This window comes from Psittacicella melopsittaci (assembly GCF_003585925.1).
GTDB classification, from domain to species: Bacteria; Pseudomonadota; Gammaproteobacteria; order Enterobacterales; family Psittacicellaceae; genus Psittacicella; species Psittacicella melopsittaci.
Map to the genome: position 1 here is coordinate 1 of NZ_NRJH01000047.1, position 18,804 is coordinate 18,804.

The 18,804-nt window shown below is 34.5% G+C and carries 13 protein-coding genes and 1 pseudogene; 7 read left to right on the top strand and 7 right to left on the bottom strand.

What is annotated here, in order from left to right:
• Both CJP74_RS05575 and truA read right to left on the bottom strand, forming a co-directional pair.
• Positions 1-3,788: two-partner secretion domain-containing protein (locus CJP74_RS05575; protein ID WP_119497293.1), on the bottom strand; the 3,788-nt coding region annotated here is incomplete at its 3' end.
• Between the two features lie 835 nt (positions 3,789-4,623).
• Entirely contained in the window at positions 4,624-5,442 is an 819-nt protein-coding gene (gene truA, locus CJP74_RS05580) for a tRNA pseudouridine(38-40) synthase TruA (RefSeq protein WP_119497294.1), read from the bottom strand.
• Between the two features lie 74 nt (positions 5,443-5,516).
• Between truA and rsmG the strand changes: the two genes are divergently transcribed.
• From rsmG to CJP74_RS05595, 3 genes are all read left to right on the top strand, one after another.
• On the top strand, positions 5,517-6,197 hold the full coding sequence (gene rsmG / locus CJP74_RS05585; RefSeq protein WP_119497295.1) for a 16S rRNA (guanine(527)-N(7))-methyltransferase RsmG: 681 nt from the start codon (positions 5,517-5,519) through the stop codon (positions 6,195-6,197).
• 99 nt (positions 6,198-6,296) lie between these two features.
• The gene (locus CJP74_RS05590; protein ID WP_119497296.1) at positions 6,297-7,169 is read left to right on the top strand and encodes a DUF805 domain-containing protein; all 873 of its coding nucleotides are present in this window, start codon (positions 6,297-6,299) and stop codon (positions 7,167-7,169) included.
• Between the two features lie 54 nt (positions 7,170-7,223).
• Entirely contained in the window at positions 7,224-7,685 is a 462-nt protein-coding gene (locus tag CJP74_RS05595; protein WP_119497297.1) for a DUF805 domain-containing protein, read from the top strand.
• Between the two features lie 42 nt (positions 7,686-7,727).
• Here CJP74_RS05595 and CJP74_RS05600 read toward each other — a convergent pair whose 3' ends face one another.
• The 5 genes from CJP74_RS05600 to CJP74_RS05620 all read right to left on the bottom strand — a co-directional run bounded on the left by CJP74_RS05600 (position 7,728) and on the right by CJP74_RS05620 (position 13,478).
• Entirely contained in the window at positions 7,728-8,384 is a 657-nt protein-coding gene (locus CJP74_RS05600; protein WP_119497298.1) for a CsgG/HfaB family protein, read from the bottom strand.
• A gap of 12 nt (positions 8,385-8,396) precedes the next feature.
• Positions 8,397-8,789 carry a DUF4810 domain-containing protein gene (locus tag CJP74_RS05605; RefSeq protein WP_119497299.1) on the bottom strand — a complete coding sequence of 131 codons (393 nt, stop codon included), beginning with the start codon at positions 8,787-8,789 and terminating at the stop codon, positions 8,397-8,399.
• A complete protein-coding gene (locus CJP74_RS05610) occupies positions 8,789-9,748 on the bottom strand; it encodes a GNA1162 family protein (RefSeq protein ID WP_119497300.1) in 960 nt (319 codons plus the stop codon). The genes CJP74_RS05605 and CJP74_RS05610 overlap by 1 nt, the downstream gene beginning before the upstream one ends.
• Before the next feature lie 57 nt (positions 9,749-9,805).
• The gene (gene recA / locus CJP74_RS05615; RefSeq protein WP_119497301.1) at positions 9,806-10,873 is read right to left on the bottom strand and encodes a recombinase RecA; all 1,068 of its coding nucleotides are present in this window, start codon (positions 10,871-10,873) and stop codon (positions 9,806-9,808) included.
• A gap of 415 nt (positions 10,874-11,288) precedes the next feature.
• Entirely contained in the window at positions 11,289-13,478 is a 2,190-nt protein-coding gene (locus CJP74_RS05620; protein WP_119497302.1) for a RelA/SpoT family protein, read from the bottom strand.
• 321 nt (positions 13,479-13,799) lie between these two features.
• Between CJP74_RS05620 and CJP74_RS05625 the strand changes: the two are divergent.
• The 4 genes and pseudogenes from CJP74_RS05625 to CJP74_RS05640 form a co-directional block, all read left to right on the top strand.
• Positions 13,800-14,113 (top strand): annotated as a pseudogene (locus CJP74_RS05625) (TerC family protein); the annotation flags it as partial.
• Between the two features lie 67 nt (positions 14,114-14,180).
• Positions 14,181-15,059, top strand: a complete 879-nt coding sequence (locus tag CJP74_RS05630) for a ChbG/HpnK family deacetylase (protein WP_119497303.1) — start codon at positions 14,181-14,183, stop codon at positions 15,057-15,059.
• Positions 15,060-15,145: 86 nt separating this feature from the next.
• Positions 15,146-16,162, top strand: a complete 1,017-nt coding sequence (locus CJP74_RS05635; RefSeq protein ID WP_119497304.1) for a hypothetical protein — start codon at positions 15,146-15,148, stop codon at positions 16,160-16,162.
• Positions 16,163-16,617: 455 nt separating this feature from the next.
• Positions 16,618-18,723: a TonB-dependent siderophore receptor gene (locus CJP74_RS05640; protein ID WP_222986960.1), complete on the top strand. Its 2,106-nt coding sequence runs from the start codon at positions 16,618-16,620 to the stop codon at positions 18,721-18,723.
• Positions 18,724-18,804: the final 81 nt, after the last annotated feature.

Below are 18,804 nucleotides of genomic sequence, written 5' to 3' on the forward strand. Positions count from 1 at the left end.
TATTTAGAAGTATCTAAATCTCCGATCTTATCGTTAGGGGTATTACCTTTTTCAACATTATCAGTGGTAAATACGATTTCACGAGTTAGACCGTCACCAACTACTTTACCTTCTTGTTGTACTAAAGAATCACCACTAGTGTAGCCTTCTTTGTAAGCTACATTTGGATTCTCTGTTTCTGCTCCTGAATTCCAATAGTATAAACCGTCACCAACTGCTTTACCTTCGTGTTGTACTAAAGAATCACCAGTAGTGTAAGTTGATTTATCAGCGATATTTGAGTTAGTAGTATCACCAACGGTATCACGATCTTTTTCACCAGTTTTTTCTTCAGAACGTTCTGCAGCTTCACCTGCTGGACCAAAGTTATATAAACCTGGACCTAGGTATTTTTCATATTCAACACTTTCAGGAACTGTAGAGCATAGGTAACGTCTGATTGTTGTATTAACAACTTCAACACCATCTGCTACATCCGAAGTAATTGTTGCGTAACCTGTATCATTACCTGTAAAGCTAGAGTTAGTTAAAACTACTTGGTTACCGTGGATGTTTAAGTTAGAGGCGTTAGTTTTAACTGTGCTTTCGGCTGTAACACTACCTACAGTTGCAGTTAAGTTAACAGCATCAACACCACTTAATCTTGCACGATCTAGAGATACAGTTGCACCTTTAACATCAACAGTTGTACCTGTTGCAGCTAAGGTAGAGTCATTAACCGTTACATCTGCTTCTGAAGCAACTGTAACTTGACTACCTGTTAGTGATGTTTTGTTAGTTAGAGTAACACCCTTAGCAGCTGCTACATTTACATCACCTTCTGTTAATACGGTAGTGTTGTCTAATGCTAAATTACCTTCTAGATTAGTATTAAATCCTTCGTTTAATTTAAATTTATTGTCTTTGAACTCAACATCTTTACCTTCAGCGGTAATGCTGTTAAGTTCATTATCAAAGTTACCAACAGTTGCTTTTTTACCTGCTTTAACTTTTACATTAGCTGTTGGAGCTAGGTTATAAGTTGCTCTATCTCCGTACAATTCAACGTTTTTAGTAGATTCTACAACTAGATCACCTTGGGTAGTAATTGTATTATCTTTGATGATTACATCTGAATTTTGAGAAGTGAAGGCAACAGTTTCTTTACCACTTAATAATTCGTTATCTTCTACTTTTAATTCATTTGTTGCATCAAATCTTAAGTTTTTCTCTGCTTCTAAGGTAGAACCTTGTACATCAACTGTACCACCACTAACATTAATGTTAGCAGCTTTAATCTCTAAACGATCAATAGTAGCTGTATTACCACCATGGATATTAATGCTTGCATCTTCATTGAAGTTCACTTTAGCAAAAGATTCATCTGATACAGTAACATTGTTACCCGCAGACATAGTTAAGCTACCAGAGCCTACAGCAAAATCAGTATTGGTATAAATTACATCTTGTTTTTTAGAAACTAAACTAGTAGAAGTCTGAGTTACAACATTTGAATTTCTAATATCTAAGTTATCTTCTAAGGCTGTGAAACCTATAATTCTTGTATCAGCAGTTACATTTTCAGCTAAAACTGATTTATGTATAAACGTGAAGTCACCACCTCTAACATTAGTATCTTTAATAACAAAATCTGCTTTTTGATTTTCTATGAAAAATCTTGTGGTTACATTTAAATCCGATCCTATTATGTTAACTGATACTTGTTCTTTATTAGTCTGAGGCTCCCAAAGTGCAACTTCATAAGCCTTAAGTTTTAACTTATTCCATCTATTATCAGCATTAGATTGTATATCAAGTAAAGAACCAGGTGTGGTAGTTTCTATGGTTACATTGTCCATATTAAATCCACCCCAACCTTGAGCACGAATTGTTTGGTTACCAGTAGCGGAACCTTTAATTACCGTATTAGCTACATCAAATTTTACTTTTAGAAGATCTGCAGTATTTTTAATTTCGTCTCTTAATTTACCGTCACCTGTACCTAATTCAAACGTTTTAACATCTATGTAAGAATTGTTAAGAGTCATACCGAATTTACCATATATTTTTAAGTTTGCATTTGGTAAATTTGCGGTGAAGTTATTTACTTCTGCGGTACCTTCATTTGAGAAAACATAGAATCTTCCAACAGTAGAACTACTTGCTGTTACATTTCGAATAACAACACCTTTTTCACCTACTAAATCAATATTATTATTTTTTAGTTTGTTATTTAGTTCTTTTTGATCTAGTATGGTTACATTACTAATATATCGTCCTGTTCTAGGATCCAATACTCCATCTGCTTTCCAACCTTTACTTCTTAGGATGTTTTGTGCTTCTGAGGTAGTTGAAGCTATAACTACATAAACTGGATCTAGTAACCATTTACCGAAGTAGTCACCACCTAATAGTGAACTTGTATTTACCTCAAAGCCATCTGCTAAGTCAACACCTTTACCTGAGGTTTCTACTAAACCACCGTAAGAAGTTTCTGAAGTTGCTAAGAATGTACCGTCTACTTTAGCCTGGTCACCCCATAGTACTACAGTACCTGCTTGGCCTTTTGCAGACGCATCTACTTTAGCACCTGCTTCAACTGTGGTCTCTTGTGATAATTTTACGTTACCTGTACCGAGGTTATCCCCACCGATGAGGATTTCTCCGCCTTGTTCCCCTGTAGCTGTAATTACAGATGTAGAACCAATTTCAACCTTGTCACCTAAAACTTTAACTTTTCCAGCTTTGCCTTTAGGATTTGATGCATTCAATGTCCCAGTGTTAGATACAACACTGTTTCTTTCCCCTTTAACTTCAACATTTGTTTGTGCAGTTGTTTGCACTTCATCTGCAACAGAAGCCCCAAATAAAACGATCTCACCATCGGCATTAATTGTTGCGTTAGTTGCTGATGTTGCATAGCCACTCATTACATCCGCAAATTCACTGCTTGATGTGTAGCCATTTGCAACTTTATTACCTAATAAAGTAGCACGTTTAGAAACGATTTCACCTAAGTTAACTGCTTTATTTTCAGCTGTAACTTTATAAGAGATTAATGGATTGTCTAGATCTTGGATGGTAATACTTTGACCAGCTAAAAGGTAAACTGAACCATTTCTAGCTTCTAACACCCCAGTATTTACTACCTGACCACCAACTAATGCTAAAGTACCATCATCGTTTACTTTAATCATACCTTGAGAAAGAACCTGAGCAATCGCTTTGTCTTTATCTTGGTTGAACACATAGTTGCCATTAAGGAAATCTTCATTAGTAATGTCTAAAGTAGATGCCACTAAAGAGGAAACATCAACTGTAGAGTTTTTACCAAATACAATCCCTGCAGGGTTTACGATAAATACTTGACCGTTAGATTGTAAAGTACCTAGGATTTGGGAGATTTCACCACCTAATACACGGTTTAAAACCGCAGAACTAGATGATTGTTGGATGAATTTAACGATTTCGTTTTCGTTGATATTGAATTTTTGCCAATTAATGATTGCATTTGCTGAGTTTGTAATCTCAGTAACTGCACCATTAGTAATTGCTGTAACTGTACCTGATACAACATCCATACCTGTACGAGCTACGTCCGCTTGTGCCATACCTGTAGTAGCCACTGCTAAAGTAGCAGTTAAACCAGCTAATACCGTATTTTGAACAAGTGGATTAAACTCTAAATCTATGGTGCTTGTTGTTGAGTTTACAGCATTGGAGCCTGTGTCAGCATTGGTAGCTAACTCAGAAACAACTTGAAGTTGTTTTTTCGCTTTACTGAATTTTAATTTGTATACTTTATTCATATGTCACTTCTCTATAGCTTCTTTTTTGCTATAAACAATAACTGCCAAGTTATTTTTATTGCTTGTAAGAAGTCGTAAGGGCTGCAACCCTTTACAATACGATACTTACTACATTTGCAGACGTAATAAGCTTGAATAAAAATACTTCCAAACGTAATTTTCTATTTTGCCAAAAATAAAAAATTACGAGATTTTCATATTTTATAAACTCAATCAAAAGAGCTTAGGTATTTAATTATTAGACACCTATATAAGGGTAAAGTTTTGCAAAAATCTTTCTTTTTTGCTTATTTTTTACATACTTCGAAAAAATAAATTACCCTATTTTTTCTATTTTATCCCAAATCCATTAAATCTACTTAATTATTAATACATTTTCTATATTTGATTTTAGTTACACACTAATTTTAGGGCATTTATCGCTATAAAAGACTAACTATTTTACTCAAGATTTAGCAAGATCCCTTCTCCATAATTGTTCACATTTTTCCTCAATTTAAGTTTTATCCTTCTCTAAGGTATGTGTCAATTTCTTTCAATTTTTGTCAATTTCGTTCAATTAGGATTTTTCAATTCTTTGCATTAGTGTTCATTTGTGTTCAGGTCTTGAGAGAGTAAATAAAGTAAATAATTAACCAATCAACCAAAGTAAAAATAAGAAAAACTCAAGCCTTTCTTTGTTAAGCTTAGTAACTTCAGAATGCAGTTCCTAACTTTATAATTATGATTTCAACGTTATCTAAGCTATAACCAAGATAATGTAAGCTACGTAAAACTTGCCACCCTCAATACTAAAAAAAGTGCACAAAAAAAAGAGAAGGCCTTATACCTTCTCTTAATCTAATAAAAAGCTCGGACCTATAAAACTAGGCTTGAGCATCGAATATTCCTCTGGATATCCTACTTCAACGAGATATAATCCATTTGCAGGAGCTGTGGCAGGAGCAAGATTTCTATTTTTTGCTTCAATTAAAGCTTTAAACTCTTGCGGAGATAGTTCTCCCTTTCCAACTTTTAATAAGGCTCCCATAATATTACGCACCATATGATATAAAAAAGCATTAGCTTGAATATCAAACACTAAAAAGTTACCTTGACGGTAAAACTTAGCATGGTGAATACAGCGGTTACTAGTTGTTGCCTGACATCTTGCCGCTTGGAAACTCTTAAAATCTTGTTCGCCAAGGAGATGTTGAGCCGCCTCTTGCATTAACTCCACATTAAGAGGATAGGATATGCAAGTAACACTATCTTCTAAATGTGCATCAGCAAAAGTATTTTCTAAGATTACATAGCGATATCTGCGAAAAACAGCACTGAATCTAGCATGAAAGTCCTGAGGCACTATTTTACAAGCTACTACGCGTATATCTTTAGGAAGATGGGTATTGGTGCCTCTTAGCCAGCCATGTTCAGGACGACTAGCGGTAGTAACAAAGTTTATTACTTGATTAGTTCCATGCACGCCTGCATCGGTGCGTCCTGCACAAAAGGTTTCTACAGGATGATTAGCTACTTTACTAATTGCTTGTTCAAGACATCCTTGCACACTAGTAGCATGATCTTGTCGCTGAAAACCAGCGTAGTTAGTACCTTTATAAGCTACAAGCATCACCACATTAAAAAGTTGCGGTTCTTTAGATAATTCATTCATTATGTTTTTTTTGGTTAAAACGGTTTTTTCTCTTATAATAACAGCAAGCTAATTTTTCAAATTGATAATATTATATGGCACGTCGTACTCTAGAATTTCCTAAAGCTCAATTGCAAAATAAGTTTACGCAATTAGTAAAAACAAATCCTTATTTAGAAGAACATGTAACTCCACAAATGACAGAAAAGTTCTTAACTTATTTAGAACTTATGCACAAGTGGAATCAAGCCTATAATCTTACGGCAATCAAAGATCCAGAGCAAATGCTGATTAAGCATCTCTTTGATTCTCTGGTAGTAGCTCCATATTTTGCAAACTACGAAAGTGTTCTCGATGTAGGAACTGGAGCGGGGTTACCAGGTATTCCTTTAGCTCTATTCTTTGCTCAAGTTAATCCGCAAATTCATTTTACTCTATTAGATTCATTAGGAAAACGAATTCAATTTTTACGCCATGTAGTTCTCAGCTTAAAACTTGAGAATGTAACTATTGTTCATAGCCCAGTTGAAGACTATCATGCTCAAACTTTTGCTTGCATTACTAGTCGTGCCTTTACTGCTCTTGATCGTATGACTCTTGTTTGTGAACATTTACTTGCCGAACAAGGACATTACGTTCTTCTTAAAGGGGCAAAAACTGAAGAGGAAATCCAAACTCTCCCAGCAAAATTCACTATTGAAAATATTACTCAAGTTGAGGTTCCAGGCATAGAAGATAACGAGCGTTTTGTTGTAACAATTAGACGTACCAATTAAATTATAACCAACAAAAAAATAATTAACAAATCTAAAAAAATTTATATTAATATAGTTATTAATGGACTAGAATTTTTTTTGATTTTTTAAGGAAGTTTTATGGCTGTACGTCCAAATTTAAATCAGAACCTATGGAGACATTTTCTCCATCTCTTTACATTTAAAGCTACCGAACGTCGTCGCGAATTTTTCCTCTACAATTTATTTGTTGGTATCGTTCTCTTCTTTGCTTACTTAATCTTAGGAAGCTTTACTGTTTCCTTAGCTTTTGTCTATGGGCATGATACCCACTTAGCTACAGTAGCAAGTTTTTCTGTAGTATTTGCCTTAGTGCTACTACTTAACTTGGCTGCTGCATTTAGACGAGTTCGTGACTTTGGTCTTCCAGGCTTATCTATTGTAGTTTTCTTTGTGGTAATTTGCGCGTTTACAGTTTTCTTAGGGGAACCAGATAAAGTTACAGTATTTACAAATTCGGTAAATCTCCTTATTCTAGTTGCTGTTTTATCTTTATTAGCTCTATTCCCAACTAAAACAAGTAATAATAAATATCGTAACCCTAAAGTATTCCCACAAGCTGAAGACGAACCTTTTGTGGCTCCTGCTAAAGAAGAAGTTAAAGCTGAAAAAACTACTGAAGTAAAAGCTGAAAAAACTACTGAAGTAAAAGCAGAACAAACTACTGAAGTAAAAGCAGAACAAACTACTGAAGCTAAAGCAGAACAAACTACTGAAGCTAAAGCAGAAGAAGCTACTGAAGCTAAAGCAGAAGAAGCTACTGAAGTTAAAGCAGAAGAAACTACTGAAGCTAAAGCTGAAGAAGCTACTGAAGTTAAAGCTGAACAAGCTACTGAAGTTAAAGCTGAACAAGCTACTGATGCTAAAGCTGAAGAAGTTACTGAAGTTAAAGCAGAAGAAGCTACTGAAGTTAAAGCAGAGCAAGCTCAAGCAACTCCAACTAAAAAGGATTAAAAGATCTATGGCATTTAAAGTTATTTAAATGCCATTACTTTATTGATAATTACCATGTCTTATCTTTACCAAAACTTAATGCTTCATTACCAGAATATTACTCTGGGACAAGCACGGGAAACACGAACCCAATTCTGGTTATTTTTTCTTTGCCATAAAGTTCTTATTATGGGGGCTATAAGCCTGCTCTATGGTGCTTTTCTTTTTTACCATATTTGGCAAGTTGTTGAAGTTTATCAACAACATTTAAATAACCTTGAGCAAATCGAATTTACTAGTTTAATTACTCCAGGGCAAATTATCTTTATTGTTTTAGTTAGCCTCTTTTATTTTTTCCTCTGGCTCGTAAATCTTTGCTTATCAATTACCGCATATATTCGTCGTTTACATGATGCTGGCTTTAGTGGTTGGTGGGTATTACTTGGGATTATTGCTCCTTTAGTTTTACTTATTTTCTTGGTTTTACCAAGTAAAAAAGAATATAACGCTTATTACACTTATCCTGAATTAAGTTAATAAAAAACACCTCGAGAAAAATCTCGAGGTGCTTTTTTATGATTAACGCATATAGCGTGTAACATTAATTAAATTATTTACCGCATCACGAATAGCTAAAGATAAAACACGTTGGTTTTGTGAAGAGTCATAACTAATGTTAGTCCCTGTACCAAGTGCTTTACGCCCTGTGATGTCAATTTTTGCAGTACCAGAAGCTGAAGCAACAGTAGCTGAAGTTGAAACATCTACTAATACTAAAGATACAGTTGCATAAGCTACATCAGTGCGACTTTTACCTACTAAACCATATATGGCAGTTGAGCTTTCTTGACGACGTCCAAACTCAGTAATTGACGCTGCTAATACATAGCGAGCTCCTAGAGGTTTAAACTGATAACCATTTAATTCGCTTTCGTAACTTAACTTATCTAGTAATGAACGGTTCATTACTACGTAGTAACCAGTTTGCGTTAGGGCTTGTACTAAAGTATCTAAACCTTGTTGAGACAAGGTGTTATTAGCAAATACACCATTATTATAGTCAGAACGATTATCAAAACGACCAATGGAGATTTCTAGAGGTCTAGTAGTACCGTCATTTTGTTTTAATACTACACCTTGCTGTTCTTGAGGAATAATAGTTGTAGTTTCAGAAGAACAAGCAGCTAAAAAGGTTGCCGTACTTATGAGCATAATTAACGAAAGGAGTTTTTTCATTTTAGTATCCGATTATTTTTTAATTGTAGAAAGTAATAGATTTATAAATTTAGTTGATTCTGGAAAGTCTTCTTTTTCCTTATTGAAGTATTCTATCGCTTTTTCGGTATCACCTTGCTTTAATAAAGCATATCCAGCCATCATACTTGCACCTGGAACTTGTTGATAAGAATACATTCTATAAGTCATAGCAAATTCTTGCCATAATCTTGAAGCAAGCTGATCCTCGCTAACATCATAACTAGCCAGTTGATCTATTACCGTTCCATTAACATACACTTCTTCAACACTTTTACTAGTTACAAGATTTATTGGCTTAGATAAGTAATCAAAATACTCATACTTAGGAGAAAAAGAACAAGAAGCTAATAAAAGTGGAATAAAAATAACAAGTAACTTACGCATTATCTATTCACTCCTATACTTTTTAAGTATTTTCTATATTCTTGAGCTTCTTCTAGCACCTCAGCTGGGAACTCATTTAAGCCCCAAAACTCTGGTGAAGCCATATCCATACTAACATAGTAAAGAAAAACCTGATCTACATTTGTATCACAGTCAGGTAAGTAGAGACGATATTGATAATTTTCTTTTTTCAGATCGCTTTTACTTAAATTATGCCCAAAACATAAACGCGTAGCATATTTATAACCGTAAGGACCTAAACTTAGACCATGTAAAGCTTGGGCAGGTAATCTAGTTGTAGTTTGGAAAATAGGATGACCTTGAACAAAATAACTTACTTTAACTTGGTTTTCGTCAGTTTCAGCTGCATTTACCGTAGTTACAATTAGCTTAGCTAACATCTCAAAGAAGCCTTCGGTTCCATTTATCCCATCCGTAAGTTTTAGCCAATTGGTATGTCTAAATTCAAAAATAGGTAAATCCCCGTAGGTTATTAGTTTACCTCGGATATCTATCTTTATAATATTTCCAACAATCCAACTATTGTCCGTTTCCCCTCTAGCTGCATCAAGATACAATACAGCATCAGCTCCTGTTTTATCGAGGAGATCACGTAAAGGAATGTTCCGCACATCTGTACCAAAGTTTAAGCCTTGCGAAGCAAAGAAAGCATTGGAAACTGCAGGAGGAATAACATAATACCCCGTTGCCACTAAAGCACGAGCAAAACTTCCTTGTACCGTAAGAGCAATCACTTCATCTAATTTATTACCTACAACAGGTAAAACTAGAATAGTTCTTACATTAGCCATTTTTGCTTTTAAAGCCTTTGCCATCGCTGGATAGTATAACTGTTTATAATCAGGACTATCAACTGGTGCCGCATCAAGGGCTGGAAGGGCAAAACTTCTTACGCTAAAAAGAAGAAAAACAAAAAGAAATATTCGTTTTAGATACATATTATTTAAGTTGATTAATTTATATAAAGGAAAAAGCAGGAATTACCTGCTTTTTCTTTAGAATAATTCATCTGCTAAATCAGTTAACTCATCAACTTGGGTATTATCTCCACCCACAGTTAATAAATCATTGCTTTGCAGTAATTTATCTTTAATTTTTTGCTCAAGTAATTCCGCAACTTCAGGATTAGCTTCTAGCCATTCAATAGCTTTTGCTTTACCTTGACCGATTTTTTGTCCGTCATAAGAATACCAAGCACCAGATTTTTCAATAAACCCGTGTGTTGCACCTAAGTCAATGATCTCTCCAGACTTGTTAATTCCTTTATTGAAAACTATATCAAAAATAGCTTCACGGAATGGAGGTGCTACTTTATTTTTAACTACTTTAACGCGAGTTGTATTAGCTACTACATTTTCTTTATCTTTTACTTGAGCTGTACGACGAATATCTAAACGTACTGAAGCGTAGAAACGTAGAGCGTTACCACCTGTTGTGGTTTCAGGGTTACCAAACATAACCCCAATTTTCATACGAATTTGGTTAATAAAAATTACTAAACATTTAGATTGTTTAACTGCCCCTGTTAATTTACGTAAAGCTTGTGACATTAAACGAGCTTGTAAACCAACATGGCTATCACCCATGTTACCTTCAATTTCAGCACGAGGTGTTAAAGCAGCTACTGAGTCAATAACTACTACATCTAAGCTGTTTGAACGCACTAGAGTTTCAACAATCTCTAAAGCTTGCTCACCATTGTCTGGTTGCGAAATAAATAAATCTTCTAAGTTTACGCCAATACGTTTTGCGTATGAAGGATCTAAAGCATTCTCTGCATCAATATAAGCACAGTTTAAACCTTTTTTCTGTGCTTGAGCTACAACAGATAAAGCTACTGTTGTTTTACCTGATGATTCAGGACCAAAAATTTCAACAATACGACCTTGAGGAAGACCGCCCACCCCTAAAGCTACATCAAGACTTAAAGATCCTGTTGAAATGGTTGGGATATTTAAATCTGGAGATTCACTCATACGGAAAATAGAACCTTTACCGTATTTTTTCTCAATCATGCTAAATGCAGCTTCAAAACTTTTTTTACGATCATTGTTTTCTGACATTATTTCTTCCTTAAATTTTAATTAATTCTTCCGTTTTAAAATATTATTTCGTAGAAAAATAAAACCAAGTTTTTACCTTAATTTTATTACTTATATTATACCCTTTTTTGTTTAAATATTTAATTTTTTCGCAAAATTTTTCTCCCCCTTAATCAAATGCTTACAAAGTAATTTTCTCTCAATAACTAAATTTATATTTTATTTTTTCTAATTTTTAGGGTGGTAACTAAATTTATTAGGCAAAAAATTAAAAAAATAACCGCAATAAAGTAAAAATTTATGCCAAATAACTACCCTAGAAAAAATATATTCTCCTCGTTAATAAAAAACGCGTATTTCTAATCCAACGAACTCCTTCAATCCTTTTGCAAAAAAAATAAAACCCCAAGATTTTACTCTTGGAGTTCTAAATAAATTACATACGTTCAAAGTGACCTTGGGTATAGCCACGATCCCAACGATAAATTTTAATTAATTCTGGCTTACTCTCTAAGAAAGCAACAAATTCTTTGATTTCTTGAGCATTAGCTACATGTAATTCCAGTTTTAAGTAGGTTGTATGCTCATGGTGGTTAACTCCAGTAACAGCACGTAATACTGGTTTGTCGTAACTGTTAATAAGTTCAACTACCTGCTCAACAAACTTATCACCGTCTGTATCTTTGGTCTCTAAATGCAATTGAATTTGCACGCGACTATTTGGTACAGCATCAACACCCCATTTAATTAGACAATGTTGATAAGGAGTTAAATTCCGTTGGCGAATAAAGTTACAATCTTTGTGGTGGACTAAAAGACCATTACCAAAATTAGTTGTTAAAACTATAGGATCATCAGGAGTGATATAAGAGTTCGGATCTATACTAACTTGATGATTTACTGCAAGTAAATCAGCATAAGTTAAATCACTCATTAAGGTTCCATTTTGTAACTGCTCAAGAATATTATCACTATCTTGATCAGCATTGAGGTAAGAGTCTATTACCGCTTTGGCAACTGGAGAAATTATATTACCAATACAAATTTCAGCATATAAATCATTTAATGATTTTAAGTTGAAAAAGTCTAAGGCATGTTGTAACGCCTTGCTATCTAAAGAAGCAATGCTTTGCCCTTGATATAAGTCTTCTAATGCCTTATTACCATTGGCAATATACTTATCCATTTCGCGATCTTTAAGAGCTTGACGCATGCGAGCTTTGGCTCTTGCCGAGTTCACTAAGGTTAAAGAGTACTCGGTTGGATAAGCATCGTCGCTAGTAACAATTTCTACCGTTTGCCCCGTTTTAAGAATTTGATCGAGAGGAGCTTCTTTACCATCAACTAAACCCGAAACCGCATGAATACCCACATTAGAGTGGATATAGTAAGCAAAATCTAATACCGTAGATTTTTGCGGTAAAGTAATAATTTTTCCTCTTGGCGTGAAAATAAATATATCTTCTGGGAAAATTTCTTCTTTAACTGAGTTATTAAACTCAATTGAGTTAACCGATGAATGTTGCAGTTCAGCTAGAGATTCTAACCATTTTTGTACTTGCTCTTGCCCAATGGTATTTAAGTTATTTGGCGTATACATTAAAGTTTGAGCAATACCAAGATCTGCTACTTCATCCATAGATTCAGTACGAATAAATACTTCTACTGGATCTCCGAGCTCGTTAATTAACTCAGTAACTAGAGTTTGGTAACCATTAGTTTTTGGTAGAGCAATAAAATCTTGGAAAGTACCTGGAACTGGTTTATATAAACCATGCACTATTCCTAGTGAACGATAACATTCATCTTGGGTTTTAGTGACGATAATAAAGCGATAAATATCTAAAATCGAATTAAATTTTTGCTTCTTATGCAACATTTTCTTATAAATGTTGTACAGAGGAATGCGTTCGGTTTGTACATCCGCTTTAATGCCATGTTCTTTTAAAGCATTTTCAATGGCATTTTGTACGTTAAGAATTTGTTTCTTACGTAAATTTGAAGCCTTAGCAGCCGCTTCTTTTAGAAGTCGATAGCGTACAGGATGAAGAGCACGGAACGAAAGACTATCTAGCTCGCGCTTAATATGCATAATCCCCAAACGGTAAGCTAACGCCGAATAGATGTCTATAGTTTCTTGGGCAATACGTCTTTGTTTATCTGGACGTAAAGCTCCAAGCGTACGCATATTATGAGTACGGTCGGCAAGTTTAATTAAAACTACGCGTACATCCTTGGTCATAGCTAAAATCATTTTACGAAAGTTAGCTACTTCAGCTTCTTTACGTGTACGGAATTTTAATTTATCTAATTTAGAAACGCCATCAACTATATCTGTTACTACAGGACCAAATAATTCTAACAGCTCTGGTCTTTGGAACTTAGTGTCTTCAATGGTATCGTGCAATAAAGCCGCTTGAATAGCAGGAACATCTAAACTTAAGTCCGCTAAAATCCCAGCTACGGCTACTGGGTGAGTAATATAAGGCTCTCCCGAGCTTCGAAATTGACCATCATGTCCTTCATAAGCAATGGCATAAGCAGCCCGACATTTTTCAATATCCTCTTGAGACATGTAGTTTAATTTAACCAATAAAGGTTCGAAATATTGATAATCAATTTGCATTAAAAAATATAATCCCTAGTAAAAAACAAATCTATTTCAAAGGTTAATTATCAACCTTTTACAACTACTAAACAATAAACAATAAACACAGTACTTTTATGGATATAATTAAAGATTTTACCACAAGTTACATGCATTACAAATGTAAAAGTTCTATAATTAATTTAAACTTTACAAAATTCATTAAAGAAGGTAAAAAGGTTTTCCTCGAGAAACTATTCTTATTTTCCTGCTCACTATAGGCTTTTCTCTTTACATGGATTTAGTGAGCCATAAAAACAAAAAGCGCATTAACTTAAAAGACGCTAGCCTTTGGGTGGTATAGCTTTTGCATTTAATTCAGTGCCGGCAGTAATTTCAGTAACCCAAGAACCTTTATTAGTTTATGTTGCTATGATTTTTGCAATCTTAGGTTTACGGAGTTTATACTTTATTCTAGCCCCCTTAAGCAAATATTTAGTTTATTTAGATAAAGCTATCATTGTTTTATTATTCTACATTGCCATTAAAAGGGCTTAGAATCTTTGAGTAAAATTACGCATTATCAGCTAATTTCTCTAAATGTTAGCCTTGTAGTTGGTATACTTGCTCTAGGAGTTTTAGCCTCCTTATTTGCCCCTAAAAAAGAAGATTAAAATTTACTAAGGCATTTTTTTGCAATTTATAATAAAATAAAAGTATATTAACTAAATAATTAAACAAATGGACACAAGTTTTAAGCAACTGTTAGCTTCACATAACTTAGAAATTTGCGTAGGTGACTTTGGTTTGACCCCAGGGATTAATCAAGCCACAATTAATCTAGCTAAAGCTGGAAAAATTAATTGTGCTTCGGTATTAGTTGATGCCCCTAATCTAACTTTAGATTATATTGAAGAAGCCTTACGTTTAAAACATGACCATAAATTAAGTTTAGGCTTACACCTAAACTTTACGGAAAAACTCTCATCTCACCAAAATCAAGAGTTAATTTCCCCTATTCACAAACTCCTAAACCCAGTATATTTGCGTGTATTTTTTGCTAAGGGGAATAGCAAAAAAATTATTGCCCAAATTTACAAAGAAATCGAACGCCAATTTTTCTTGTTCGAAGATCTTTTTGACTGTTGGCCTGATTTTATTGACGGTCATCAACATGTACATATGTTACCTTTATTTGCTCAGGCTTTACGAGAGTTCTATGCCGAACACCGTCTTGATCAAAATAAAATTTGGGTAAGAAGCTTAAACCGCGTTAATCAACTTAACCGGACAAATCTACCTGGGGCGTCAAAAGTTCAAAATCTTATTCTGCGTATGGCGACCAAAAAAGCTCGTTCTTCAGCTTATTCTATGCGCAAAGAACTCCTAGGCGTATACAATTACGATACAAGTCCCGAAGAATTTTCTCAATTAATGCACTTTTGGTTAAAAAATGCGCGTTCTTATCATCAAAAAACAGGACGTGGGGCTGTAATCATGGTACACCCAAGTGTTAGCCTCGATCAAGTTCCTTTAGATGACCAAAAGCAAGCTACTCCTTATGAAGATAACAAGGAAAAAGCTCGCCTGATTGAATATCAAGTATTAGAGAATCTCTAACCTTTTATGCCTCTCTTTGTGAAGAGGCTTTTTTTGTTATAATATACAGGCAAATAAATTTATCGACTACCAAAAGAAGGAAAAGCATGGGTTTACATATTGCTATCTCTGCAGATGAATTATTTATTACCAAATTCTTATCTCTAGCAGAAAACTTACATGAAGACATCTCTCGTATAACTATTGTTGAAAATGCAAATGCAGATTCATACAACTTTGATGATATTGAAGTAATCGAAAGATTTAACTACGACTACCGCAAATTTGCCAATGTAGATTGGGATGACGTAGATCTATATCTTTACAACGATACCATTGAAAACCTTAAGTTCCTTACAGGGGCAGCTGCCAAAAGCGTGTTCTCTATCGATCTAACAGGTTACTCTGCTACTCTAGATCAAATGCCAGTTATTATTCCTCGTGTTGATGAAATTCAACTTGAGGAAGTAATGGAGAAAAAAATGGTGTCTTTACCTCACCCACAAGTGAGCCAATTAATGTACATTATTAATAATCTGCGCTTAAATCAACCTATGTTATATGTAAGCGTAACTAATATTTTCCCTGTAACTTACATTAACAAAGACGCTGCAGCTACTTTAGCTAAACAAACACGTGACTTTTTTAACTTTACCCAAGATGATGGTAAAGAAAAAATGTCTTTAGCTTTTGATGTAAATGCTTTAACTGATGTTGCTCCTGATAAACAAATTAACTTTGAAGGGCAAATTAAACGCATTATGCCTCAAGTAGATACAGTGCATGTTAACAACATAGTTGCTCCAGTATTCTACGGTACAACCCAAACTGTTTCAGTTGGTTTAACTACAGGTAATACTATAGATACAGGTATTATTGAAGAGTGGTTAGGTGATGTAAAAGACTTTGAAGGCATTGGCTATAAAGTAAATCAATCTTCACCAAAACGCTATGTTCAAGAAGATACCCAAACTCTCCTCGAGTTCTCTGATGTATCTACTACAGAAAACGTTAAATGGAAATCAGTTTGTGATAATGAACAATTAGTTCTTTTCCAAACTGTAGAACTCTTAAATCTCTTTATTGATAATAACTTTTTCAAACCGCAATTATTACAAGCATAAGTAAAAAATTACTTAATTTGCAACATCATAATTGCTTGGTTTGAAACCTGCAAACTTCTTTATTTGCAATAAAAGAAAGTCCTTTGAACTTGCCAAGTTCAGAGGACTTTTGTTGTTATAAGAAGTTAGAATTTTTTCTCAAATTTAACAAAAGAAATTATAATCCCCTACCAAATAACATGGTCTTTGCCATGCCTTCCTTTGATGTTTCGGCACCAATATAAAGCCTATTATTCTTAATAAACAAAGAGTTTACTCTTCCAACTTGACCTTTACCTATAGTTTACGAAAAAAGGAGATAAAAATGTTTTGTAACTTTTACCTAACTCTTGGTAAAATAGTACCAATTACTAAATGAAAATGATTTACATTTAATTTTTATTTCTTCTTGGCGAGGTTGAGCACACACAACCTCAAGTACTTTCTTTTTTCTCACTCTAATTTAATATATGCAGATGAAAAATAAACTCTCTCGCTTAGCGACGGCCGTTCTAACTGTGTCTCTTGGCTCTGGTTTAGCTTTTGCTGACACTTCAACGACAACTACAACAACTAACTCGGCTTCTCTTACTTTAGCTCCAGTTACAGTTGTAGGTACTGTAAATCGTTTAGGTAAAGCTGATAGCTCAGCTTCAACTCTAAATATCAATGCACAGCAAGTAGAACAACAAACAGGAGCGACTAAACTAGATCAAGCTCTAATCTATCTTCCTGGCGTTTATTCAAACTACGCACCAAGTAACCACTATAACATCTTCCGTATTCGTGGCTTTAGTCCAGAATTTGCAATGGATGGTGCTAGCTTTACTTATCCAAATGGATACTATGTATACAACCCAGTATTATTTGGTATTGAAAGAGTTGAAATTGTAAAAGGTGCTAACTCAGTTCTTTATGGGGCAACACAAGCTGGTGGGGTAGTAAACCTAGTTTCTAAACGTCCAACGGCAACTCCTCAAGGCTTAGTACAATTTAAAGTAGGTAGTGATGATACCTATCAAATTGGTGTAGACTACTCAAATCGTATTAACGACTTTATTCGTTACCGTGTAGTAGGTGAATGGCAACATACACGTGGACAAAAAGATTTCACTTATACTCGTCAATACTACTTTGCTCCTTCATTTACCATTGACATCAGCGATAAAACTCAGTTAACTATTTTAACCAGTTTCAATGCTCAAAATGGTATCCCAAGTAACTTTGTTGTACCTGGCTATGGTTCTTATATAACTTCGGGCGGTTCATTTAGCTCAAGCACTTACTTTGGTGAACCTAACTATGCTAAAACTGATACTAAACAGTACAACCTAGGTTGGGAGTTAACGCATACATTTAATGATCGCGTTAAATTTGAGCAAAACTATCGCTTTAACTACATTAACACTTACTACTTTGATGTAGTAGCTGGTATGGCAATGGTTTTACCTACAGGTACAACTGGGGTACGTCAATACACCTATAATAAAGGTAACTACCAATCTCATTACTTTGATAACCGTGTAGTATTAAATGGGGATCTAAGTAGAAATATTAATGCTGTTTTAGCTTTAGGGGTAGAATTACAGCATGTACGTACTGAAGGTGATCTTGCTTCTGGTAGTGCTTCTACAATAAATATCTTTAACCCAACGTATTTATCACAAGAAGCAGATGCTTACGCTTCAATGAGTCCTTACCACTATGTACAAACTACCAACCAAGCTAGTTTATACGCTTTAGCTTCAGTTGACTTTACTAAATATGTAACTTTCAACTATGGTATCCGTTACATGAGTGTAAATGGTCGTGGTACTGCATTTGGTATCTCTAACAGTTACAACACAGGACACACAGTTCACTCAGGTGGCTTAGCATTTAATTTACCTTATGGCATTACTCCATATGTAAACTACTCACAGGCATTTAATGCTAAAGCTCCAGTTCCTACAAGTGCAACAGGTTATGCTACATTTAACTACAACAAAGCAAATGCTTTCCAAACAGGGGTTAAATACGCACCTGAACTATTTGACGGTAGCTTTGAAGTAAGTTACTTCAACATTAAAAACCGTAATCCATTTGAACGTAGTTACACTAACGGTAGCTTTACTCAAAATGATTTAGAGCAACGTTCACACGGTTGGGAACTAAGTGCTAATGTTAACCTAACGAGCTTCTGGCAAGCAAGCCTAGCTTATACTTATACCTCTGCAACTACTTATCGTTCAACAGGTTCATTCCAATCTAACGGTATTCCAAAAAATGTAGTTAGTCTTTGGAACAACTTTAAAGTTGGTAGTGATGTAACAGTAGGTGTTGGTACTAGATATGTAGGTACTGTAGCTGCAAGAAATATTGCTTATGTAGCTGTTCCTGGTGGTTACCAATCTACAGCATATGCAAGCATTAAACCTGTATGGTTATTAGACGCTATGGTTTCATGGCAAGCAACTAAAGATTGGAATGTTACGCTTAACGCTACAAACCTCTTTAACAAAACTTACCTAACTAACTGTAACTCAGTTTGTTACTTTGGTCCAAATCGTAATGTAAGCGTTACTGCACAATATAGATTCTAATTTCATACAACCTATTTTATTAATATCCAGAATATTTAATTTATTCTTAAGTTATAGGAACAATATTTAATATTAAATATT